This window comes from Priestia sp. JNUCC 25 (genome assembly GCF_053667915.1).
In genome coordinates this window covers 163,193-188,374 of record NZ_CM132211.1, presented here as the reverse complement: position 1 = coordinate 188,374, position 25,182 = coordinate 163,193, and the positions used below count along the sequence as shown (strand labels likewise).

The 25,182-nt window shown below is 37.6% G+C and carries 19 protein-coding genes and 1 pseudogene; 1 reads left to right on the top strand and 19 read right to left on the bottom strand.

Annotated features, from left to right (window positions below; all coding sequences use genetic code 11):
• Positions 1-9: 9 nt before the first annotated feature.
• The 8 genes from JNUCC25_RS01070 to mscL form a co-directional block, all read right to left on the bottom strand.
• Complete coding sequence (locus JNUCC25_RS01070; RefSeq protein ID WP_029325471.1) at positions 10-1,122, bottom strand: acyltransferase; 1,113 nt, start codon at positions 1,120-1,122, stop codon at positions 10-12.
• A gap of 218 nt (positions 1,123-1,340) precedes the next feature.
• Positions 1,341-2,414 (bottom strand): ABC transporter substrate-binding protein, encoded by a 1,074-nt coding sequence (locus JNUCC25_RS01065; protein WP_029325470.1) that lies wholly within the window; start codon positions 2,412-2,414, stop codon positions 1,341-1,343.
• Positions 2,411-3,217 (bottom strand): ABC transporter permease, encoded by an 807-nt coding sequence (locus JNUCC25_RS01060; RefSeq protein WP_013054988.1) that lies wholly within the window; start codon positions 3,215-3,217, stop codon positions 2,411-2,413. The genes JNUCC25_RS01065 and JNUCC25_RS01060 overlap by 4 nt, the downstream gene beginning before the upstream one ends.
• A gap of 1 nt (position 3,218) precedes the next feature.
• Complete coding sequence (locus tag JNUCC25_RS01055) at positions 3,219-4,019, bottom strand: ABC transporter permease (protein ID WP_013054987.1); 801 nt, start codon at positions 4,017-4,019, stop codon at positions 3,219-3,221.
• Positions 4,009-5,118 carry an ABC transporter ATP-binding protein gene (locus tag JNUCC25_RS01050; RefSeq protein WP_025601794.1) on the bottom strand — a complete coding sequence of 370 codons (1,110 nt, stop codon included), beginning with the start codon at positions 5,116-5,118 and terminating at the stop codon, positions 4,009-4,011. Before JNUCC25_RS01050 ends, JNUCC25_RS01055 begins: the two co-directional genes overlap by 11 nt.
• A 20-nt stretch (positions 5,119-5,138) precedes the next feature.
• Positions 5,139-5,681 carry a helix-turn-helix domain-containing protein gene (locus JNUCC25_RS01045; protein WP_013054985.1) on the bottom strand — a complete coding sequence of 181 codons (543 nt, stop codon included), beginning with the start codon at positions 5,679-5,681 and terminating at the stop codon, positions 5,139-5,141.
• Positions 5,682-5,876: 195 nt separating this feature from the next.
• Positions 5,877-7,946: an LTA synthase family protein gene (locus tag JNUCC25_RS01040; RefSeq protein WP_029325468.1), complete on the bottom strand. Its 2,070-nt coding sequence runs from the start codon at positions 7,944-7,946 to the stop codon at positions 5,877-5,879.
• 195 nt (positions 7,947-8,141) lie between these two features.
• A complete protein-coding gene (gene mscL / locus JNUCC25_RS01035) occupies positions 8,142-8,537 on the bottom strand; it encodes a large conductance mechanosensitive channel protein MscL (protein WP_013054983.1) in 396 nt (131 codons plus the stop codon).
• 280 nt (positions 8,538-8,817) lie between these two features.
• Between mscL and JNUCC25_RS01030 the strand changes: the two genes are divergently transcribed.
• The gene (locus tag JNUCC25_RS01030; protein ID WP_454222669.1) at positions 8,818-9,354 is read left to right on the top strand and encodes a L,D-transpeptidase; all 537 of its coding nucleotides are present in this window, start codon (positions 8,818-8,820) and stop codon (positions 9,352-9,354) included.
• Between the two features lie 37 nt (positions 9,355-9,391).
• On the opposite strand, the gene JNUCC25_RS01025 is transcribed toward JNUCC25_RS01030, so the two are convergent.
• The 11 genes and pseudogenes from JNUCC25_RS01025 to JNUCC25_RS00975 all read right to left on the bottom strand — a co-directional run bounded on the left by JNUCC25_RS01025 (position 9,392) and on the right by JNUCC25_RS00975 (position 25,182).
• Positions 9,392-9,877 carry a VOC family protein gene (locus JNUCC25_RS01025; RefSeq protein WP_013054981.1) on the bottom strand — a complete coding sequence of 162 codons (486 nt, stop codon included), beginning with the start codon at positions 9,875-9,877 and terminating at the stop codon, positions 9,392-9,394.
• Between the two features lie 89 nt (positions 9,878-9,966).
• On the bottom strand, positions 9,967-11,109 hold the full coding sequence (locus JNUCC25_RS01020) for a mannitol-1-phosphate 5-dehydrogenase (RefSeq protein WP_029325466.1): 1,143 nt from the start codon (positions 11,107-11,109) through the stop codon (positions 9,967-9,969).
• A gap of 5 nt (positions 11,110-11,114) precedes the next feature.
• On the bottom strand, positions 11,115-13,205 hold the full coding sequence (locus JNUCC25_RS01015) for a BglG family transcription antiterminator (protein WP_035439658.1): 2,091 nt from the start codon (positions 13,203-13,205) through the stop codon (positions 11,115-11,117).
• 60 nt (positions 13,206-13,265) lie between these two features.
• A complete protein-coding gene (locus tag JNUCC25_RS01010) occupies positions 13,266-15,158 on the bottom strand; it encodes a PTS mannitol transporter subunit IICBA (protein ID WP_013054978.1) in 1,893 nt (630 codons plus the stop codon).
• Positions 15,159-15,318: 160 nt separating this feature from the next.
• Positions 15,319-16,638, bottom strand: coding sequence for an SH3 domain-containing protein (locus JNUCC25_RS01005; protein WP_454222667.1), 1,320 nt, complete (start codon positions 16,636-16,638; stop codon positions 15,319-15,321).
• A gap of 159 nt (positions 16,639-16,797) precedes the next feature.
• Positions 16,798-17,515, bottom strand: a pseudogene (locus JNUCC25_RS01000) (YebC/PmpR family DNA-binding transcriptional regulator).
• Between the two features lie 893 nt (positions 17,516-18,408).
• A complete protein-coding gene (gene glmS / locus JNUCC25_RS00995; protein ID WP_013054974.1) occupies positions 18,409-20,211 on the bottom strand; it encodes a glutamine--fructose-6-phosphate transaminase (isomerizing) in 1,803 nt (600 codons plus the stop codon).
• Between the two features lie 430 nt (positions 20,212-20,641).
• On the bottom strand, positions 20,642-21,988 hold the full coding sequence (glmM, locus tag JNUCC25_RS00990) for a phosphoglucosamine mutase (RefSeq protein ID WP_013054973.1): 1,347 nt from the start codon (positions 21,986-21,988) through the stop codon (positions 20,642-20,644).
• A gap of 28 nt (positions 21,989-22,016) precedes the next feature.
• Positions 22,017-23,570 carry a CdaR family protein gene (locus tag JNUCC25_RS00985; protein ID WP_029325464.1) on the bottom strand — a complete coding sequence of 518 codons (1,554 nt, stop codon included), beginning with the start codon at positions 23,568-23,570 and terminating at the stop codon, positions 22,017-22,019.
• Positions 23,563-24,384 (bottom strand): diadenylate cyclase CdaA, encoded by an 822-nt coding sequence (cdaA, locus tag JNUCC25_RS00980; protein WP_013054971.1) that lies wholly within the window; start codon positions 24,382-24,384, stop codon positions 23,563-23,565. Before cdaA ends, JNUCC25_RS00985 begins: the two co-directional genes overlap by 8 nt.
• A gap of 192 nt (positions 24,385-24,576) precedes the next feature.
• Positions 24,577-25,182 (bottom strand): anti-sigma factor family protein, encoded by a 606-nt coding sequence (locus tag JNUCC25_RS00975; RefSeq protein WP_013054970.1) that lies wholly within the window; start codon positions 25,180-25,182, stop codon positions 24,577-24,579.

Below are 25,182 nucleotides of genomic sequence, written 5' to 3'. Positions count from 1 at the left end.
AACTAAACGCTATTTATGATCCGGACGTCGGTAAATGAACACCGCTTCTTTTGGCAGTTTACCAAACAAAAAGCTAGCAAACGGTAAAAGACGATGACATCCCCAAATGATGAGGTAACAGCCCGCTAATGTTAGAATATAGCGTGCCAAGGTTTCAAAGTGAAACATGTAGTTGCCTTGTATTGGTAATGCTTTTGCCACAAAGTTTAAAACCATTGGGTGAATCAAGTAAAATCCAAACGAGTACATGGCAATATTTTTAACAATCGTCACAGACTTCACAGAAAGCTTTTCAGCTAATATCTCTGCAATTCGGAAGAAGAAATAACTTCCAGCGACCAAATAAAGCGTATTAACAGCCTCATACGTAAAGCCTGAAATTTGGATTGTCTTCATTGTGTACAAGTGATAATTTAACAGTGAAATAGCTATTCCCGATCCGAGCGTCACTAGAAATAATACAATATTCGAACGACTGTACTTTTTATCCACTTGCTCACGATAATAAATGCCAATCCAACCGCCGAGTAAAAACGTAGCCATTGTATTTAAAAATAAATTAAATGAAGTGATATGATACGCATTGTTAAGCATTAAATAACCAAGCTGAATGATAATGCCAAACAGCCACATGTATTTTTTAAAAATGGTTACTTTTTGTGCTAGCCATACAAAAACAGGCAGCACGAGATAAACTTGTACAATTAAAAAGATAAAATGAAGCTGATAGTAGGACTCTCCGCGTAAAATACGTTTCACAATATCCGCTGCATTTAATTCTGTTGCTCCTACATAGTACGAATAAAATTCATAAATAAGTGCCCAAATAATATAGGGAACCAAAATATATGTCACTCTTCGAGCATAATACGTTTTCCATAAAGTCTTTGTTAAAGGCTTGTTAATATAACTATAAAAGAAAACCAAACCTGTGATCACAATAAAGATCCCTGCTTCAATTCGAACAATTCGGTTAAGAAAATGATATTTCTGATAAGCTTCGCTTGCAAATGGCAGTACCGTTGCATATGCTGCTGTTACATGTACGAGCACAACCATCATCATAGCGAATAATCGTAAAAAATAAATGGATTGAATATGCTGCTTTTGTTTTTGCTTCACTTTTTCTCTCCTATATAATGTGAAATATAAATTCTAGATGAATAATAGAACATTCAATTTTTTCTTATCTTTCCCGTTTTACAAATAAAAAAGCTAATAACATAAAATAAATGTTATTAGCTTTACTCGTTTGTATTTTATCTTTCCTCTTTCTATCACGCAACTGAATTTACAAAAACAATAAAGAACTTAAGTATAAAGACCTAATTAAGTTCCTTTTATTTACGGTGCATTTTAAATTCTAAAAATAATTCATTGTAATAAGCAAGCATTCGTTTGCCTAAGTTATTATATACTTCAAGCTTTTTTGTTAGTTCTTCCTCTGGATAAAAACGTTCATCTTCCGCTACTTCTTTCGGCAAATAATCTAACGCTTGTTTATTAGGCGTAGAATACCCTACATATTCCGCGTTTTGAGCAGCGTGTTTAGGATCTAACATAAAATTCATGAATTTATGTGCGCCTTCTACGTTTTTAGCCGTTTTGGGAATAACCATGTTATCAAACCATAAATTTGAACCTTCTTCTGGAACAACGTAATTCAGCTTATCGTTTTCACTCATAATTTCAGAAGCATCGCCTGACCAAACAACGCCAATTGCCGCTTCTTCATTTGCTAGGAGCATCTTAATCTCGTCTCCTACAATGGCTTTAACATTTGGTGTTAATGTATCAAGCTTTCTTTTTGCTTCTTGAAGATGGGCTTTATTCGTATCATTTAATGAATAATTTAAGCTGTTTAGCCCCATTCCCATCACTTCTCTAGCGCCATCTGCAAGTAAAATTTGATTTTTCAGCTTAGGATCCCATAAATCATCCCAACTTTTTATCTTCTTACCATGAATCATATCAGAGTTATACACAATACCCACAGTTCCCCAAAAATAAGGAATAGAGTACTTATTGCCAGGATCAAAGGATAAGTCTAAAAAACGCGGATTAATGTATTTTAGATTAGGCAGCTTCGAATGATCAATTGGCAATAGTAAATTTTCTTCACGCATCTTGCTAATCGCGTACTCAGAAGGCACAGCAATATCAAATGTCGTACCGCCTTGTTCAATTTTGGTCATCATTGCTTCATTCGAATCAAAAGTCTGATAAATGACTTTAATTCCGGTTTCTTTTTCAAACTGATTCACTAAATCAGGATCAATATAATCTCCCCAATTATAGACAGTCAGCGTATCTCCTCCAGAGTATCCTTCGGCATTGTTCAAATGATGAACCACATACATAAGAACGAAAGAAAGGATGACGATGAAGATAAACGGCTTTGCTAATTGCTTCATTTTCCAGTCGCCACCCCTTTCACTTTATTGCTATATCGCTGACTGATAAAGTAATAACCAATTACAATCAGCACGGTAAACATGAAAATAAGAGTAGAAAGAGCATTGATTTTCAGCGAGACCCCTCTTCTTGCTAACGAGTAAATTTCTACTGAAAGCGTGGAAAAACCGTTCCCGGTCACAAAGAACGTAACCGCAAAGTCATCCAAAGAGTAAGTTAAAGCCATAAAAAAGCCTGCAAAGATACCAGGACGAATAAATGGCAATACCACTTTCGAAAGTACTTCAAAGCGGCTTGCTCCCAAATCACGGGCTGCATCGAGCAGTGTGGGACTCATTTCCTGCAGCTTAGGCAGAACCATGATGACCACAATCGGTACACTGAATGCAATATGCGCTAATAATACCGATATAAATCCGAGCTTTACACCGATAATGGTAAATAGAATTAAAAAAGATGCTCCAATAATAACATCTGGACTCACAATTAACACATTATTAAATGTTAACAGCGTATTTTGAACACGTCTGCGCTTCACGTATACGATAGCAAGTGCCCCTATCACGCCAATAATAGTTGAAATAACCGAAGACAATAGAGCAATAATAAGGGTATTCAAGACAATAATAAGCAAACGTGTGTCTTGAAACACTTCTTTGTACCAATCTAACGTAAACCCTTCAAATTCACGCATGTTCCCTCCGCTGTTAAAAGAGTAATACATTAAATAAAAAATGGGCGCGTATAAAATGAAAAACACAAAAAATAAATAAAGGTGGCTGAACTTCCACTTTCTCTTCATTTTACACACCTCTCTTTCCAGTGCCTGTTATGAGCATCATAACGGCCATCGCAATAATTAAAAAGACGGCTATTGTGGCGCCCATGCCCCAATCCTGCGTCACTAAAAAATGTTGTTCAATCGCTGTTCCCAGTGTAATGACGCGGTTTCCAGCAATTAAACGCGTAATCATAAAGAGTGATAGTGCTGGAATAAAAACAGCCTGACAACCTGATTTAACCCCTTCTAGCGTTAGCGGAAATACCACGCGCTTAAATGTCACCCATGAAGATGCCCCCAAGTCTCGCGAAGCGTAGATAAGCGAGGGATTAAGTTCTTCTAAAGAGTTAAAGATCGGCAAAATCATAAAGGGGATAAAAATATACACCGATACAAATACAAAACTAAAGTCAGTAAATAAAATTTGATGAGTACCAAGTCCCAGAAATTCAGTAAACTTATTAACCGTACCATACGTGCCAAATATACCTAAAAAAGCATAAGCTTTTAATAATAGGTTAATCCACGTCGGTAAAATAATCAGTAGAAGCCAAAGCTGCTTGTGCTTAAGCTTCGTTAGTAAATAAGCTGTAGGATAAGAAAAAACCAATGAAAATAACGTAATTAAAAAAGCATACCAAAATGAACTCAGTGTCATCTGTAAATAAACTGGGGTAAAAAATTTCTTATAGTTTTCAAGCGTCAGCTCATTATCGATGCTGAAAAAAGAATAATAGACAACTAATACAATGGGAGCAACTACAAAAAGCAAAATCCATAACACGTAAGGGACTAAGTAAATATTTCTTGATTTAGTTTGCATCGTAATCCTCTTCATAACCTTCGAGTCGCTTATCGAATTCTTCTTCCGTTTCATTAAATCGCATAACATGAATAGCTTCAGGTTCAAAATATAAACCAATTTCTTCGCCAACCGTTGCCTTTTTCGTAGAGTGAACGAGCCACTCATTCCCTGCATGGTCATAGCCTAAAATTTCATAATGGACTCCTCTGAACAGCTGTGAATCTACACGAACCTGCAGCTTTCCTTGATCGGAGCTTGTAATGGCTAAATCTTCAGGACGAATCACAATTTCAACCTGCTCATTTTGGTTTAATCCTTGATCCACACATTCAAATTGCTGGCCGCCAAACTCCACTAAAAAGTCAGCAATCATTTTACCTGGTACAATATTTGATTCACCAATAAAATCGGCAACAAAACGATTAATTGGCTCATCATAAATATCTGTAGGTTCCCCGCTCTGCTGAATTCTTCCTTTATTCAAAACAAAGATTTCATCGGACATCGCAAGCGCTTCTTCTTGATCGTGCGTAACAAAAATGAACGTAATACCTAGACGACGCTGTAATTCTCTTAACTCGTATTGCATTTCCGTACGCAATTTTAGATCAAGAGCTGAAAGCGGCTCGTCCAGCAAAATGACTTCGGGCTGATTTACAATTGCTCGTGCAATTGCTACGCGCTGTCTTTGGCCGCCCGACATTTCCTTTATTTCTCTGTTTTCATATCCTTCTAAGTTAACAAAACGAAGGGCTTCTTTAACTTTTATTGTAATATCAGCATTTTTCATCTTCTTGATTCGAAGACCAAATGCTACATTTTCAAATACATTCAAATGGGGGAAAAGCGCGTAGTCTTGAAAAACCGTATTAACCTGACGTTTGTTAGCCGGAACATCATTAATTCTTTTCCCATTAAAATAAATCGTTCCGCTTGAGGCTTCCGTAAAGCCTGCAATTAATCGTAAAATCGTTGTCTTTCCACATCCCGATGGACCTAAGAGGGTATAAAATTTCCCTTTTTCAATTTCAAAGCTTACATGATCCAATACAACTGAATCATTATCATATTGCTTGGTCACATTTTCAAATTGAATAATTGTATTCGTAGATGTCATTTCACTTCACCTCTTTTGTTCTATAAATAAGACTCTGTCGCCACGATAATTAACTCTGTTATTCCGTCATGAGCATTTAAAATCTGATGTTCTTCAGAAGCTTGAAAATAGATGGTTTCTCCTTGTTTGGCTTCATATATTCTGCCTCCAAGCTTCACCTTCACACACCCGCGCAAAATGTAGCCAAACGTTTCTGAAAGGGAAGGCTCAAATCTCTTAAATGCACCTTTTTCATGAAGAATAAGACGAATTGGCTCCATTTCTTTTTCATTTGATTCATGCACAAGCCACTGAATATGGTAACCTTTTTCATCTTCGCAATAACTCGTGTAGTCTTCCTCTCTGTATACAACCTTTTGAACATGCGTATCAATTTCGAAGAATTCTTTCGGTTCGCATCCTAGCACTTCCAAAATACTAAAAAATGTTTCTAAAGACGGCGAACTTAAATCGCGCTCTAGCTGCGAAATATAGCCTTTGCTTAAATCAGTACGTTCTCCTAGCTCTTCTTGTGTTAAACCTTTTTTTAATCGTAAATTTTTAATTTTCTTTCCTATTTCCATACTCTCGATCCTCAACTGTATTTAAAATTAGCAAACAGCATGAATGATTGTTCATGCTGTTCCAAACTCAAGTTTTGTTTTACTTAACTTAAAGTTTACTTTTAACCTTAAAATATTATACATGAATTATTTTTTAGTACAACCTTAAACACTTAAAAAATAAAAACTCCTTTTATTTAAAAGGAGTTTTTATTTTTATTTATACAACTTATGCGTTTCGTACTGTTTCCCGGATAATGTATCAAACTCAACTTCATGGTAATCTTGAAGGTCTTTTGCAGCTTTTTTAGATAGCGCTGCCGGATCATCCACTAGCTTTCCTTTTGAATCTATATACATATTTGAACGAAAAGCCGGCACTTCTGTTTTCATTTGATTCAACTGATCGTAGAACAGATTACTTTTGTAACCAAGAGATTGAGCAAGCGTCGGAGCAATATAAATAGGACTCATCGTACCGAGATTTTTATCTATTTTCGTATCGTAATTAGATAAAAATAAGAGCGGCGTCTCATAAAATTTTTGAGATGTTTGCTGTGTTTTCTCGTTTCCAAAACCCGTTTCTTTGTAAGCTTGAAGGTTTTGTCCAAGTGCTGGCAAATGATCTCCCCAAAATACTACAATGGTTGGCTCGTCCAGCTTTTGAATTTCATCGTTCAATCGTTTTAAAGCAGCATCTGAACGTTTAATTCCTTCAGCATAAATTTCAATTTCCTTTTGCATTTCCGGTGATAACCCTTTACCGGTTACTTTAATGGTTTCCTGACCGTTATACTTATCCGCTGAATAAGGAAGATGATTTGCAATCGTTACAGCATGCACAAATGCAGGCTTTTTCGACTGACGAAGCGTATCGAGTACTTCATCAACTACCGCTTCATCAGAAACAAATTCTTTGTTATCTTTTTGCGTATGCTTCATTTGATCAATAAACTTCACTTGATCAAATCCCAAATTTGGATACACATTTTGCCTCATATAAAGCATACCGCTGTTTGGATGCATAGCTGTTGTAGCATAGCCTTGTTTTTCTAAATAAGAAACAAAAGACGGATATTCTTTTTTACTCAATACATGCTGATAAGGAAGGCCTCCAGGGTTAAAGAAAGACAAAGAGTAGCTCGTCAGCGCTTCAAATTCCACATTAGCTGTCTCCCCGCCAAATGAAGGACTTAAAGACCACCCAGAAGGATATTTCTTTTGAAGTTCTCTTGTATTTTTCATTGGATCTTCAGAGAACGTCACGCTAAGCTTTGTTGGGTCCCAAAACGTTTCGTTCATCACAAACACGACGTTTGGTTTGACTTCAGCATTGCTTTCTTGTGTTTTCTCTTCCTTTGACTGAATCCGCTTTGCCACTTTGGCCATTACTTCTTGTGAGTAGTCATCCGGCTCTTGCAGCACATCTGTTTTAACATTTGAAATCATGCCAATAACAGGTCCATTATAGTAATAATTATTTTGCTGATTCCAAGGCATCAGCGCAGCATATTGATCATAATATTTTTGAGCAAACGAGTGTTCAAAGAATAAAAATGATTTCATTAAAAAGATGAGCGGCAGAATCATAATAATTCGAAGAAACCATCGAATTTTAATTTTCGGCAACAAAAACCAAAGAGCGATCAGTACGACAATGGATCCAATAACTCCTATTACAATAGGAATTGAAATCGAATCTTTAATCATCGGAATAACTTCTTTTAACTGACTCGCCTGAATAAAATCGTTCGGGAACAATGGTTCATTTCGAAAGATTTTTTTATAATAGTTTACAAGAGCTAAAATAAAATACAGAACAAAGGTAATCCCAGCCCCTAAATAAGCTTCTCCTACTAGCATAATGATCGCTAGTGTTAACAGCGAAAGTAAAAATACCGTAAAAAGATAGCGTTCGGGATATGCTTGCATCCACTCTATTGTTTTGCCTGGATTATGTATATCAATATGATATATAACAAAAACCATAGCAGAAACCGCTGCTACCGCAATTGAAAACACAATTGCCGTAAAAATGGCATACCACTGCGAACCTTGTATTCTCTCTATCTGATTAAATCGAAGTAGCAAATAGAAAGTGAGCGCCCATAAGACAAGTGAGCATCCCCCTATTAATACTACGAACCCAGCTGTATGGATTTGGGCCCAGTCAAACAACATTTTTGTGTCATTTGATACATTAAACATAACAACACTGTATAAAAAAACGCTAAGCAGGCCATACGCTGCCAGCATTGGCAAAGAACGATACAAATGTTTAAACATAACCTTAAGCCTCCTATTTACAATATCTTAACACTTTTAATATGATTTTAACATTCCTATCTCTCTCACTTTCACGCCTAATTTTCCCATGATTATACCACTAACATTTCCCGAGAAATTCCACACGAAAAAAGCCCGCTTTTCTTATGAAAAGACGGGCCTCTTAGCCGTTTTATACATATGTAAAAATTGTTGTTATGAACGCTCTTTCACTGCTTCTGCTTTTAGCAGATCACGAATTTCTGTTAAAATCTCTTCTTCTTTTGACAGAACAGCCATTTCCTCCTCTACTTTCTCTTCTTCTTTTCTCTTAAAACGATTAAAGAAACGAACAAATAAGAAAATCGAGAATGCGACAATTAAGAAATCAACAATTGTTTGAATAAAAGATCCATATAATACCGTAGCTTTTCCAACCGTGAAGGATAAATCTTTAAAGTCTATCCCTGCTAACAACAAACCAATCAGCGGCATAATAATATCATTTACAAGAGACGTTACAATTTTTCCAAATGCCGCTCCAATAATAACACCGACAGCTAAATCCAATACATTTCCACGCAAAGCAAACTCTTTAAATTCTTTAAGCATCTGTTTCTTCCACCTCCTGCCCTTCATTTCAAACTTTCATGATAATACATCCTAAATTAAACATACAAGGTGCATTTTCACTTTTCTCTTTTTTATGAGATATATACCAGACCTTTAGTTGTATTTCTGCCCAGATTTTTACTTTATATTCGCTTATAAATAAAATGCACTTTCAGTTTTCCTTCAGGAAAGGTTCATATTCAGTCCATTTTCCTTTTATACACTAATAGCATGTAATTCATCAAATATGTAAACGAACAATAGAGGAGATGGCTAGAACGTGAGAAAAATTATACTGCGAGCAGCTGCTTTATGCCTCGCAGCTATTATCAGCATTTCTTATACAGCAAGTGCGGCGAATGCAAGTGAAAACGCAACAAGTGGAGATTTAATTATTATTAATAAAAAAACAAATCAGCTTGCTTATTTTCATAATGGAAAGTTAGAAAAGACGTATTCAGTAGCTACGGGAAAAACATGGAGCGATACGCCGGTAGGCTTTTTCAAGATTGTTAACAAAATTAAAAATCGCCCTTACTATACAGGGCATATTGCAGGAGGCGCTCCTAATAATCCTCTTGGCTCTCGCTGGCTAGGGCTTAATGCAAACGGCACAACCGGCGACACATACGCTATTCACGGCAATAACTCAGAAGATAGCATCGGCAAATATGTAAGCCACGGCTGCGTACGAATGCATAATGCGGATATCGAAGAATTATTTGATAAAGTGGCAGTAGGAACATCTGTAACTATTACCTATTCATCAAAAACCTTCGAAGAGCTGGCAAAGGTATACGTCTACGGGCAGCCATGAAAGAATAAAAGCTTATCCAAGAAATCTGGATAAGCTTTTATTCTTCTCTATTCCCATACATGAGCTCCGTACTGTGTGAATATAGCTCAATAATATTCCCAAACGGATCTTCGCAATAAATTAAGTAATAAGGTTTTTCAGGTCTTGTATTCCATACTTGGCTGCGCTTTTTACCGCCTGATTGTTCAATTTTATCCGCTAATTTTTCCACGTCATCGGCTATTAAACACATGTGAAAATAACTTTGATACTGCTCATCGCTGTCTTTTAATACAAGCGGCATTTGCGGCTTATTAAATTCAAACAGTTCAATGCCTACCTGGTTGTCAGCTGTCATGTGAGCATTTTTCATTTTTTTGATATGAGACCCCAGTAAATCTTGAGTCATATTTTCAGCTTGTTCTTCCTCCGCATTAAACGTATAGGGACCAGCAATCAGCTTAAAACCTAAAACTTTTTCATACCACTGCACGGCTTCTTCTACATCAGGCACAGCTAACCCAACGTGTGTAATAGCTACCATTTTATCATCCTCCTATACACAAACATTCCCTTTCTGCTAAAAGAAAAACAGCCCATTTAAAATGGACTGTTTACACGCACTAAATTCATTCACGACTTTAAAGCATTATATTGAGCAATGATTTCTTTTGTTAAATCATCACTTGCCTCTAACCCACTAACCTCTTTTAACACGTACTCAATACCATACTCATGAATATTCGCTTGAAGCTTCATAGCCTCTTTATCTTCTTGCGGGTTAAATAAAAGCGCAGCGGCGATAGCCTTTGCCAAGTAGGTGTAAGAAAGGCCCACTTTTTTTGCTTCTAGCGCTGGACGAATCAAGCGATCCTGAGGTCCAAGCTTGCGAATTGGCGCTCTTCCTACCCTTTTAACTGAATCATTTAAATGAGGATTTTTAAAGCGTTCAATGATTTTAGTAATATAGGCTTCGTGTTCCTCTCTATCTAAGTCATATCTTTTAATTAGATAGTTTCCTGTTTCTTGTAGCGTTTGCTGTACTTGTTCGTAAATATCTGAATCTCTTAACGTTTGATCAATCGTTTCTTTTCCTTTTAAATAACCAAAATATGCAATTACCGCGTGTCCCGTATTCACTGTAAATAACTTTCTTTCAATAAAAGGAGCAAGGTCAGGCACAATCGTCATTCCTTCTACAAAAGGAATATCTTCAGGTGCCTCTACTACCCATTCATAATAGGATTCTACTAAAACATCAAGCGAACCTTGGTTATGCTGAATAGGCACGATACGATCTACAGCTGAATTAAAGAAAAAGACCTTATTTATCATATGAGCTTTTGTCTCTTCATCCAGCGCGTCAAAAATATAGCCTTTTAATAAATCTGTCGCAGAGATTTGATTTTCACATGCAATCACATATACATTTTCGTCGCTTGTTTTTACACGTTCAGCCAAACCTTTAGCAATTAAAGGAGCAATTCGCGGCAGAACGTTCGGTCCGATGGCCGTCGTAATGTACGTTGCTTCTTTAATCGCTTTAATGACGGCTTGTTCTTGTGTCAGATTATTTAAACCAGATACGTTTTGAACAGCTAATGTCTCCGCGTGCTCTGCAGCTGTCACTACGTTATACCCTTTATCTGCGTTTAACTGATTAATAACCTTTTCAGCAATATCTACGAATGTGACGTGATAGTTGCTTTGAGAAAACAATGCCCCAATGAATCCTCGACCAATATTGCCTGCTCCAAAATGAACTGCTTGCTTCACAAAAATCATTCCTTTATCAAATTATTTCGAAGGTACTCATGAAACGTATCCTCTAGCTTTTTGCGAATTATCTCTTCGTTCGAAGACGAAAAAATCATCATTGCTTCATGGTCTTCAATTAAACTGGTACTAATTAAACTTAAGATTTCTTGCTGTGCTTCACTTAACTCTTCAGGTGCGAGCATTAATAGAAGGTTACGCGCCTGCATGTTTGTTCCGTCCATACCTTTAACTGTGCAAGGCTGTTCTAAATGTGAAACTTGAAAAATCAGCTCTTTCACGTGATGTTCACGGCAATGGAACAGTGCCATACTCGTTTGCGGAATGCCTAAACCGCCCTTGTTTTCTCGTTCCTTAAGCTGATGAATAACGCAGCTGGCATTGGTTATTAAACGTTCTTTTTCAGCGGCGCGTACTACGTGCGAAATCACTTGATCGTGACTCACTGCATCCGAAAATCGATACATTCTAAGGTTTTGAAGAATTGATTCGATACTTCCATGCACATCTTTAATTTGTTTCATCGTTTCCTCAAAAGACGGCTTTTTTGTAGAAACGGTCTTATTTTTATATTGGAACGAACGATAGTCCTTATCCTTGGTTAACTTTTGAATGTTTTTCTGTAAAAAATTCTGGACGGATTGAATATCCTCTTCGGTTAAGAGTGGATTGACTAAAATGTAATCGACATTTAAAAAAGGCAGTCTTACTGTTGAAATCACTACGTCATACCCTTCAAGCGCGGCTTCTTTGATTTCTTTTACCGATTTAATGACAACTGAATTAATCTCCGGAATCTCTTTACGAATACGGCTAGCTAACATTTTCGAGGTGCCAATTCCAGTTGGACATACAATCAGTGCCTGAATTTCCATGACTTCTTCTTTTAGCACTAGCGTTGAACCAAAATGCAAAACAAGATATGCCACTTCATCATCTGGAAAAACTAAATCCGGCAGCTCTTGATCGATACTGTTTCTCACAGCCATAAATAAAACAGGATACTTTTTCTTAATCTCTTCTGTTAATGGATTAAAAAGCTCCATTTTTTGCTTAAGGCGAAAAATTGCCGGTTCCATATGAGCAAGTAACCCTTGATAAAGGGAAAAATCACCGGTTAAGTCGGTGTTAAGCTGAACAGAAACATGAGCAATCATATTCTTAATAATCTGCCCAACCACTACGCTGTCGTAATATACGTCTCTAGTAGTTTGGAATTTTGCTGCACGTAGCCGCACTGCTAAGAAATGAATATCTTTTTCTGTAAAAGAAAGAGAAAATACCCTTTCAATTTCGCGGCAAATATCCTTCATTAAGAACATTTCACTTACCAGCTCTTCCGTTTGGCCGCCGTCGTCTTCTAGATACATTTGCTTTTTCGTTCGCTGTATCATAATGCAAATATGAACAATGAGCCCTATATAATCGCTGTCAGCCAGCTTAGAATGATGCTGATTAATCGCTTGATGTACAATTCGGTCTACTTCTGCCAAATAATCCGGATAAAAATAATGCAAAATTGTTTCATCCGTATGCTGCTGATCTTCTGCTAAAAACAAGCACTCAATTAACTCTTCATTAAAGTGAACAAGAAAATAATTAGCTAATGCTTTCCGTTTATTGGCTTCAGTAGCTTGAACCTCTACTCCCACCCCTCTTTTTCGATGAAGGAGAACGTCAAATGTGGTTAACCACTCTGTTAATTCATCTAAATAAGCAGTTAGTGTAGTGATACTTACTTCTAAGTCTTTGGCCAGCGTTTGTAATTTAAATGAATCTCCTTCTTCTAGAAGAAGAATTAAAAGAATTAATTTTCTTTCCTGTGGAGACTGATCCGTCGTTTTAATCTTCATCAGCTCTTGGATAAGACGAAAAATTTGTTCATTTTTACCTTCAATCATTAGGCCTTCATCTTGTGTACGAATCAGCTCCAAATCAAATTTTTTAAGTATTGATTCAATTGCCTTCAAATCTCGGTGAACGGTTCTTACACTTACATTCAAAAAAGTAGCAAGTGTAAGTGCTGTATGCTTTCCTGCCGTTTTAATAATTAACTCAATGATTGATTTTTCTCTTGAAGTAATAAACAAGAACATCAACTCTTTTCTTATTTATAAACAAAGGATAAAAAGGCATCTTCATGCCTTTCTATCCCGTTAGTTACTTTGAATAATAGCCATTAATTCTTTAGCTGATTTGGCATGAACCATCTTTTCAATATTGTCCATATCAGAACATGTAATCGCGATACCAGATAAAATTTCTAAATGGGTGCCGTCTTTTCCGGCAATTCCAAAAATCAAACGAACTTTCTCACCATCAAAATCAACGCCTTCTGGCACTTGAATCACTGTAAAACCGGATCTTAAAACGTTCTTTTTCGCTTCTTCTGTACCGTGCGGAATCGCTACGTCATTTCCCATATAAGTAGAAGTCATATTGTCGCGATCAATCATCGCTTCAACGTAGTTTTCTTCTACATATCCGCCTTTTACTAACACGCTTCCTGCAAATCGAATTGCTTCTTCCTTAGAAGAAAAGTGCTGATTCAAGAAAACGTTTTCTTCTTTTAATAAACCATCATTACTATCTGTATTATTTTCTGCAGATACTCTCTTTTCTTCTTCCGCTTTAGAAGTAGTATGATCATTTTTTAGTTGATCAATTAGTTTGTCATATTCCGGACTAGATAGAAAATTATCAACCGAGATATGATACGCATCTGGAACTTTGTTTTGAGCTCTTGGCGTTAGCTCTTCCTGTGTAATAACGATTTGAGCATCACTTGGAATATTACTGATCGCTGTATTCGTTACCGAAATATTTAAATCTGCTTGTTTAACTTTCTTGCGAAGAAGAGAGGCGCCCATCGCACTCGATCCCATACCTGCGTCACAGGCAAAAACAATTTTCTGAACGCTTGCTGGTACTTCGCCTTGCTGTTTTGTAAAGCTTCCTGCTACAGAACTCTTCTTGCCCTTCATCTCTTGCATTTTGCGAGCTGCTTCATCTAAATCTTCGGACTGCTTACCTGTTTTTAAAATGAGTGATCCTACAATAAACGATACGACGGCTGCAACGAGAACACCTGAGATATTTGCAACATAGCTGCCTGCATTACCTGGTGTAGCAGCCAAAATAGCTAAGATACTTCCTGGTGAAGCAACCGCTTGTAAGCCTCCGCCTAAAAGAACAAATGTAAATACGCCGCTCATTCCTCCTAAAATAGCCGCAATGATTAGAAGCGGACGCATTAAAACGTAAGGGAAGTAAATTTCGTGAATTCCGCCAATAAAATGAATGATGGCCGCTCCCGGCGCTGACTGTTTTGCTGTTCCTTTTCCAAAGAAGCAATACGCTAACAGAATTCCTAACCCCGGACCAGGGTTTGTTTCTAATAACAATAGAATGGACTGTCCATTTGTTCGAATTTGTTCTGCTCCGATCGGAGATAAGATACCGTGATTAATAGCATTGTTTAAGAATAAAATTTTAGCTGGTTCAATTAGAATACTTGTAAGTGGAAGAAGGCCATGTGCAACCATCCAATCTACACCCACTACAAGCGCACCTGTAAATCCGTCCACTGCTGGACTAACTCCTAAAAAGGCTAGAATTGCTAGAATTCCTCCAAGAATACCTGCTGAGAAATTATTAATTAACATCTCGAATCCTGTTTTGACTTTACCTTCAATAAACTGATCAAACTTCTTGATGATATAACCGCCAAGCGGTCCCATAATCATAGCGCCTAGAAACATCGGAATATCAGATCCAACGATGACGCCCATGGTCGCGATAGCACCTACAACGCCTCCGCGCTGATCGTGTACAAGCTTTCCTCCTGTATAGCCAATTAGCAGCGGAAGCAAATACTTGACCATTGGATCCACTAGTTTGGCAAGGCTTTCATTTGGAAAAAAGCCTGTTGGAATAAATAAAGCAGTAATAAGTCCCCATGCAATAAATGCTCCGATATTTGGCATAACCATTGAACTTAGAAAGTTCCCAAACTTTTGTACAGCTACTTTTATATTAGATTGAGCCATTTGCTCTCTTCCTTTCTCTACGTGATGATACTTTAATCGTAAGAGATTAAACGCTTTCATTCAATGAATAGGAAAACTAACTTTGTCGTACCACAGACAGACAAAGCTTTTAATTACATAAAAAAGCAGCTGAACTGTAAAAGTTCAGCTGCTTTCTAACTTAATATTTATCTAATTCACTTACAGGAGATTGAATAATAACCGGATTTTTCTCTGGATTTAACCATTTTAAAATAGAGACAACTTGTTCTTTAGAAGTAGCCGTACATCCTGCGGTATAATTTGTTCCTACATGGAAGAAGATTGCACTTCCATTTCCTGGCGTTCTAGATTCATTATAATTAATGACAAACCCATAATCGTAAGCCGGGATGTCCATGTTCTCAGCGCTCGTCCAGCGGCCATTAGCCGGCTTTTGCTGCCACGTATTATATAGAGAACTTTTTGAATCGTCTACCCACACATCATTTGCTGTAATCTTTCGATATGGAAGCTTAGTTCCAGGATTTTCATAGCGTCCGAATGCTGTGCCAATTGTATATTTCCCTGTCGGAGATTCCATATCTCCTTCTTTTTTCGATAAAGTGAATCCTTTTTGCCCAAGTACACCGTTCGCAGTTAAAACTTGCTTCCATTTCCCATCAACTTTTTCAAACGTTTGAATTTTAGCAGACTTCGTATCGTAGTTATCTGCTGTAACCAAGATGACTTGCTGAGCGTTACCTAGCGTTTTAAAAGAATCGACTACGAGCTTTGGAGACGCTGTAGCTGAAGCCTGTACATAGTCACTGCTTACATAGCCTGTGCGGCCGTTGTAATTAATTTTGTACCAGCTTCCGCTTTTGCTCACTACAGACAGCTTCTGGCCTTTTGTCACACTTCCTATAGACGCATAGCTAGTGCCCGCTCCGCTTCTTACGTTCAGCGTGCTTGCCGTTACTGTGTACGTTGTGCTTTCTGCTGGCGGCGTTGTTGTTCCTGATGCTTGTACATAATCGCTGCTTACGTAGCCCGTGCGACCGTTATAGTTAATTTTGTACCAGCTTCCGCTTTTGCTCACCACAGACAGCTTCTGGCCTTTTGTCACACTTCCTATAGACGCATAGCTAGTGCCTGCTCCGCTTCTTACATTCAGCGTGCTTGCCGTTACTGTGTACGTTGTGCTTTCTGCTGGCGGCGTTGTTGTTCCTGATGCTTGTACATAATCACTGCTTACGTAGCCCGTGCGACCGTTATAGTTAATTTTGTACCAGCTTCCGCTTTTACTCACCACAGATAGCATTTGATCTTTCACTACGCTGCCGATAATCCCGTAATTCGTTCCCGCTCCGCTTCTCACATTTAGCTTGCTTGCCGTTACTTTATATGTAACTGTCGCTGCATATGCCTTTCCTTGATTTCCCCCAATTGAGCCAAAGCCAGGCGTTACAGCCGTTGCAAGTGTAGCCGTTAACGCCATCCCCACCATTAATTTTTTCAACTGCTTTCCCTCCATTTATCTCTTATAAAATTCTACTATTTTCTATTCTTAATTCATTATCTTACCATATTCCAAACGAAGAGAAAGGGTCAATAGATGCTTTTCACACGGCCTATAAAAAAAAGACAGACCTCTTTGATAGGTCTGCCTCTTTCACTATTATCCTAAATCAACGTTGTGATATACTTGCTGCACGTCTTCTAAGTCCTCTTAATGCATCAATCATTTTTTCAAACTGAGCTTGTGCATCTTCAGGAAGAGTGACATCATTTTGAGCAAGCATCGTTTGCTCAGCTACTGTAAATTCCGTAATACCAGCATCGTTGAACGCTTTTTGTACCGCATGGAATTGATCCGGATCAGCATAAACAATTACAGAATCTTCTTCTTCTAAAATGTCACGCACGTCTACATCTGCTTCCATTAACAGTTCTAGCGTCTCTTCTTCATCCTTACCTTCTACACCAATAACAGCTGTTGGATCAAACATGTACGCTACTGATCCGCTTACTCCCATATTACCGCCGTTTTTACCAAAAGCAGCACGCACGTCTGAAGCTGTTCTGTTTACGTTATTCGTAAGAGCATCTACGATAACCATTGAGCCATTTGGTCCAAAACCTTCGTAACGAAGATTATCGTAATTTTCTTCTGATCCGCCTTTTGCTTTTTCAATCGCACGATCAATAATTGCTTTTGGCACATTGTATGTTTTCGCGCGTTCTAATACAACTTTTAACGCTTGGTTTGATTCTGGATCTGGCTCGCCTTGTTTCGCAGCCACATAAATTTCACGGCCAAACTTGGCATATATACGACTTGTATTAGCATCTTTTGACGCTTTCTTTTCTTTAATATTGTTCCACTTACGGCCCATATTGTTTCACTCTCTTTCAAAATTGAATCTAATAAAATAAATAGGCAATGATATATCCGTTTTTATTATACATCAATTCCCTCTTATCTTTCGAGTTTAATACTTAAAAAAGAAAAGCAATCTTTTGGTATATTTCGTTAACTAAATAAATGAGAAAACCATTTGAGAACAGGCTGAATGATTTTGATATACACTTTTTTAAGGGGGTTATATATACATGTCATCCAAAACCAGCGTAAAGGGTAATAGATTATATGAATTCCGATCCACTTAAATCCCTTCCAGAAACAGAAAAAGATACGCTGACAGAATGAAAGCACAGGAAGAACAATTTCATTGTAAAAAGGCAGCACAAGGTATTTCCAAAAAAGATAACAAGGGTAACAAACTAAATACAATATAGGATATACGGCATACCTCCATATAAATCTAGTTATAGGCAAAAAACATCGTTTCCAAACAAAGAGAATACAAGGATATATTATCTCATTCCATAGCCAAGAAATAGGGTAGACGAACAGAAAACGTATGATGTATATCCAAATGAAATAAAAGATAGGTTGAATGATTCTTTTTCCTATCCACATGAGGGGCTGAGCGATGAAATATATCCATATTTTACAAAAGACTTGAAATACAAAATAAAAGGGAAAATACAAGACAAAAAAGATGCCTCTCAACACGTACTTTATACTTTGAGCCAATCCACTAATGCTTTCCACATCCTTTTTAATAGCTGAGGTTCGTTCCTTTACCTATTTCATTATATAAAATAAATGGAGCAAGCAAATATATTTTTTAGCTCAATGAGACTTATGATAAAACAAGTGTTTGTTCTCTTTCTCGGATATACAAAAACACCCTTCTATAGTAGAAGGGTGTCTAGAACCTTATTATTCTACAGTAACTGATTTTGCTAAGTTACGTGGTTTATCTACATCACAATCGCGGTGCAGTGCAGCGTAGTAAGAGATTAATTGTAAAGGAATAACCGCTGCTAATGGTGAAAGTGTTTCATGAACTTTCGGAATCACGTAGCGATCTTCTTCTGTTTCTAATCCTTTCATTGAAATGATACAAGGATTAGCTCCACGTGCTACTACTTCTTTTACGTTACCACGGATGCTTAAGTTTACATGCTCTTGTGTTGCTAATGCAATAATTGGCGTATTGTTTTCAATTAAAGCGATTGTTCCGTGCTTAAGCTCTCCTCCAGCAAATCCTTCTGCTTGGATGTAAGAGATTTCTTTTAGTTTTAACGCACCTTCTAAACCTACATAATAATCGACAGAACGTCCAATAAAGAATGCGTTGCGAGTTGTTGCTAAGAATTGAAGAGCAATGCTTTCCATTTCTTCTTTGTCGTCGCAAAGTACTTCCATTGTGTTTGCTACGATTGCTAACTCTTGAACTAAATCAAATTCTAATTCAATGCCGCGTGTTTTTGCTGTTACAGCCGCTAGAATTGATAGCACTGCTAATTGAGCTGTGTAAGCTTTTGTTGATGCTACAGCAATTTCCGGACCTGCATGAAGTAATAACGTATAATCAGATTCACGAGATAATGTTGATCCCGGAACGTTTGTGATTGTTAACGCTTTGTAACCTAGTTCTTTAATTTGAACTAATACTGCACGGCTGTCAGCTGTTTCTCCACTTTGAGAGATAAAGATAAACAATGGCTTTTCAGATAAAAGCGGCATGTTATAAGAGAATTCACTTGCTACGTGCACTTCTACTGGAACCTTCGCCCACGTTTCAATGAATTGTTTACCTACTAGGCCTGCATGATAGCTTGTTCCACATGCTACGATATAGATGCGGTCTGCTTCATCCATTGCTCCTAAAATGTCTGCATCAATGTGCAGTTCATTGTTCTCATTTTGATACTCTTGAATGATTTTACGAACAACTAAAGGCTGCTCATCAATTTCTTTTAACATATAGTGAGGGTACGTACCTTTTTCAATATCACTTGCATCAAGCTCTGCTGTATAAGGTGCTCTTTCTACCACTTCACCATCAAGCGTTTTAATTGTTACGCCTTCTTTTGTAACAATTACTGTTTCTTTATCCATTAATTCTACGTATTGATCTGTTACTTGAAGCATTGCCATAGCATCGCTCGCTACAACGTTAAATCCTTCGCCAACACCTACAAGAAGCGGGCTTTTGTTTTTAGCTACGTAGATTGTATTTTTATCTTTGTTATCAACAAGAGCTAGTGCATAAGAACCGTGAAGCAAGCTCACTGTCTTACGGAACGCTTCTTCTACATCTAAGCCTTCTGCTGCGATTTTTTCAATTAACTGAACGATTACTTCTGTATCCGTTTCGCTTTTGAACGTTACATCTTGTAAATATTCACGTTTCAAAATAGCATAGTTTTCAATTACACCGTTATGCACAAGTGTGAAGCGTCCAGATGTACTTTGATGCGGGTGAGCATTTTCTTGGCTTGGTACACCATGAGTTGCCCAACGCGTATGACCGATACCTGCTGGTGCTACAACACTGTTATCTACTGCCTGACGCAATTCTGCAATACGGCCTTTTTCTTTGAATACGTGTACGCCTTCATTGTTAACAACTGCAATACCCGCTGAGTCATAGCCACGATATTCTAACTTTTCAAGACCACGTAATAAAATTTCTTTCGAATCTTCTGTTCCAATATATCCTACAATTCCGCACATAGATAAAATCCTCCTTCATGTATGAAAAGAGAGTCTCTTTTCATCATCAATGATTATCATCTCAATGCTTTTGTCCAATAAGTCACCTCATTGTTTTTCACATCAAGTTTTCGGCCGTGATAATCAACAACCGGGAGGCATCCGCCGATACTTCGATAAACCTCCTCCTCGTCAACTAAGTCGTTTCCGTCCCTTTACTTAGTTCAGGCGCTTTGTATTCACTTTTAAAATAGATTGTTCACTCCTTTACATAAATTAAGAGACGAACAGATTTAATATTACAATAAGAAGTGAGAAAACGTCAATTATCTTCTTTATTATCTGCAAAAACAGCCTTTGGCATCAGATAATTTCCAAGAATTTTTCTCAACAATATAAAAATATGCATAAACGGCTTGAAACGTCACCGCTTATGCATATAATTAATGAATTACTCTAAGCCCATTTCTTCTTTTACTACTTCTACGATACGCGTTACATAAGTTTCACATTCTTCTTGTGTTTGTGCTTCAACCATCACACGCACTAACGGCTCTGTTCCTGAAGGGCGTACAAGTACTCGGCCATTACCGTTCATTTCTTTTTCCACTTCTTCAATAACCACTTTTACCTTCTCGTTATCTGTAACATGATGCTTATCTGTTACTTTTACATTTACAAGAAGCTGAGGATATTTCTTCATTTCAGCTGCTAATTCTGATAAAGGCTTTTTCGTTGCTTGCATAATGTTTACAAGCTGAATAGCTGAAAGCATACCGTCACCTGTTGTGTTGTAATCTAAGAAAATAATATGACCTGACTGTTCTCCACCTAGGTTATATTGATTAGCTTTCATTTCTTCCACTACATAACGGTCGCCCACACCAGTTTGTGCACTTTCAATCCCGCTAGCTTCTAGTGCTTTATAGAAGCCTAAGTTACTCATAACGGTAGAAACAAGCGTGTTTTTCTTTAAACGTCCTTGTTCATACAAGTATTTTGCACAAATGAACATGATTTGATCACCGTCTACAATCTCGCCTTTTTCATCGATTGCGATTAAACGATCTCCGTCTCCATCAAATGCTAACCCAACATCTGCTCCTTTTTCTTTTAAGAAGGCACTTAATGCTTCCGGATGTGTAGATCCTACACCGTCATTGATGTTTAATCCGTTTGGAGATGCCCCCATTGTAGAAATATCTGCATCTAGATCTGCAAATAAATGTGCTGCTAAAGATGACGTTGCCCCGTGCGCACAGTCTAATGCCACATGAATACCTGAGAAGTCTTCATCAACCGTTTGTTTTAAGTATTGAAGATATTTTTGTCCACCTTCGAAGTAGTCATTTACCTGACCTAAGTCTCCCCCAACAGGTCTTGGTAATTGATCTGTGTCACTATCCATTAACGCTTCAATTTCATTCTCTTGGGCATCTGAAAGTTTAAATCCATCTGGACCAAAGAATTTAATTCCGTTATCTTGAACTGGGTTATGCGAAGCAGAGATCATGACTCCTGCTTGTGCGCCAAGTGCTTTTGTTAAATACGCTACCCCTGGAGTTGAAATAACGCCTAGTCGCATAACTTCTGCTCCAATTGAAAGCAATCCTGCAACAAGCGCTCCTTCTAACATATGACCAGAAACGCGTGTATCGCGTCCGATTAATACTTTTGGTCGCTCTGAATCTTTTGTTAGAACGTAACCACCTAAGCGTCCAATTTTAAAAGCAAGCTCAGGAGTTAATTCACTATTGGCAACTCCTCGTACTCCGTCTGTTCCAAAATACTTACCCATTAATTTTCTCTCCTTCATGTCAAAACATTTAGTTTCCTGATGTATTATCTGTCTGTCCATCTACGGGTGTAGAATTTTCATCACTTTGATTACTACTGTCGTCACCAGTTTCTGTACTATCTGTTGGTGTATCTGTATTGTCTTCAGGTGTATCAGTCTCTTCGCTTGGTTTATCAGCTGAATCACCTGAATTTCCCGTCCCAGGATTTGTTCCTGATCCAGTTCCCGTGTCTGGCTTTGTTTCTTTATCGCTCGTACTTCCACTTGTTTCTTTATCATCTGTTTGCTCATCATTTGTCCCTGATTGTTTTTTCGCTGTTACACGAACTTTTGCCTGTTTAGTCGATAGAGTTGATGTAACGGAGTCGGGACTATTTATTATAATAGGAACCGTGTGCTCCCCGGCAGATAAATTCCCTACATTCGCTGACAAGCTAATGCCGCTTTTCGTCAACTTATCTAAATCAGATTTTGGTCCTTTTACATCCGCATCTACTGAAGTAGGAGAAAGCAGTTCATACGTGTACTTTGAGGATTGACCAGTTAAAGAAACCGGTAAATTCTTAAATGACTTAGTCTCAGCTGCACTTGCGTCCGTTTCTTCTGCGTCTTTCTCATCACCTTGTTTGTCTACTTCCACATGAACGGTAATTTGTTTAGGACTTACACTATCTATTCCGTCTGGAACAGGGACGTTCACCTTAATATCTTTAGATTTCGTAATACCGGTAACATCGACTGGAATATTATCAATTTTATCGATTTTTTCTAAAGAATCAGATGGACCGATAATTTTCACTGTATCTGTTTTAGGCTCTAGCTTCGTAATGTTGACACCGTCGCCTGGCGTGCCTTCTTGAATCACATCGATCGGCACTTTTTTACTAATATTTCTCACTGGGATTGTTACATTGACCGTTTCTGGTTGAACTGTTACATTCAATTTATTTAAATTCTTGTCTAGTGCGACAACAGTTGCTTGTTTCGTCACTGTTTTTGAAGCATTATCTAAATCAATAATAGCTTTCACATAAGCAACTTGATCTAATTGACTTGATGCGCCCGTTACCGTGACGGCTCTTGGACTAACGCTTGCTTCCCCTGCTTCATATCCATTCTTGACCTTGTTTTTATCATAGCTTGCCTCTACTGAAAACTGTTTTGAATCGCGTTCTTCAATTGTTACGTTTACAATATCAGGCTTAACCACTACGTTTAAATTATCAGAGATATTTCGATACTGAACCTTGACTCTATGCTGCCCTAAGCTTAAATTATCAAGGTCAATATAAGCTTGATAATCTTTTTGTAACTTTGTTTGAGCCAAAATATTTTTAGGACCTTCCAGTGTCATAATAACCGTATCCGGAACACCTCTTACAATTCTGTTCTTCTCATTATAGGATACTTGAACTGGAACATCTGTTAATGTTTCTACTCCAGTGTTGGCAGAACTGCTTCGGTTCAGAATCTTATTTGATGAACTGGCACCATCATCTAAATTAACAGATAAATATAACATGAAGGCTAACAGCAACGCGATAATTTTCATAACCCACGATCGATTCATCAATTTATCCATTCTTCTTCAACCTCCATTGCCAACGAGTGGAAGAAGTTGCTTTAGAAGTTGTGACTAATTCTTTTTCTAGCATTTCTCTTAATGTATCAATTGTCAATTCACGATACAATTCACCATTTTTGGTAACGGAAATGCCTCCAGTTTCTTCAGATACAATAACAGTCACACTATCTGTTACTTCACTTATTCCTACAGCAGCACGATGGCGAGTACCTAATTCTTTTGAAATAAAAGGACTTTCAGATAAAGGTAAGTAACATGCTGCAGCGGCTACTTGATCCCGCTGTAAAATAACCGCTCCATCATGAAGTGGTGTATTTGGTATAAATAAGTTGATTAATAATTCAGAAGAAATATTCGAGTTGAGCGGTATACCTGTTTCAATATAATCACCCATACCCGTCTCTCTTTCGATTGAGATCAATGCACCTATGCGTCTTTTAGCCATATAATGCGTTGCTTTTATAATCGCCTCAATCGTAACGGTACGCTCATCTTCTTCAGGCAAATTACTGCGTGAAAACAAACGTCCTCTCCCAAGCTGTTCAAGCGCTCGGCGCAGCTCTGGCTGGAAGATAATAATGATAGCTAAAAACCCATACGTTAACGCTTGGTCCATTAACCATTGCAGCGTATTTAGTCCAAGGAAGTTACTTATAAAGCGAACAACTAAAATCACCGTGATTCCTTTTAAAAGCTGTACTGCTTTTGTACCTCTTATGACCATAATTAATTTATATATGACGAACCATACCAGGAGAACATCAACAATTTTTCCTAAATATGAGAGGATTGGCAGGTCTCCAATAGGCATCTTCTCACTTCCTCTATATATGTAATAAAGATAACATAACCGTTTTATTATACCATAAAACAAAATTACACTGTAAATTACATCTTATTTTTAAATCCTTGTTCCTATATAATGTAGCCTTCTTTTTATATAAATAAAACCGTCCACTGTTCCTCTCTAACAAGATAAGCGGACGATTTTATGTTTCAACTATTAAAAGTCAACAGCTTGTTTGGCGTGAGTTTTGACGTTATACCATACCCAGTCAAAAATCTTGTCTAACTCTTCAATATTGCCTGTCACTTCTCCTGCAGAAGCTAGATACTTATCACCATGTATAACAGTAACGTTTCCATCTACTTTTCCTTCAATTTTAATATCGCCATTTCTCACAGTAATATCACCTTTGACGGTCTCACCTTTTGGTACAACGACTGTTTTATCGTGAATGACCAAGTTCGACTGCTTTGAAACAGAAAAGTCTTCATCCGTTTCCCAAGCTGAAAACACGGTGCCGGACATTAACAGCACAAATACAGCAGCTGCACTAAGAATCGGGTGGTTTGTAAACCATCTATTCATTCGAATTCGATTCTTCTCACGTGGTAACCCAGCCATGACACCTGCTGTAAAGTTCATAGGTAATTCTATATGAGAAGTGCTTTGCACAAATGCAATGGTTCTTTTTAACTGATGCATATGCTGCTGACAATCTTTGCATTGATGCAAATGCTCTTTTAATAACAGTTCATTTTCTTTTGTAATATCTCCATCTAAATGCTCATGAATGAGATTTACATACATTTTTGGACATTTCAT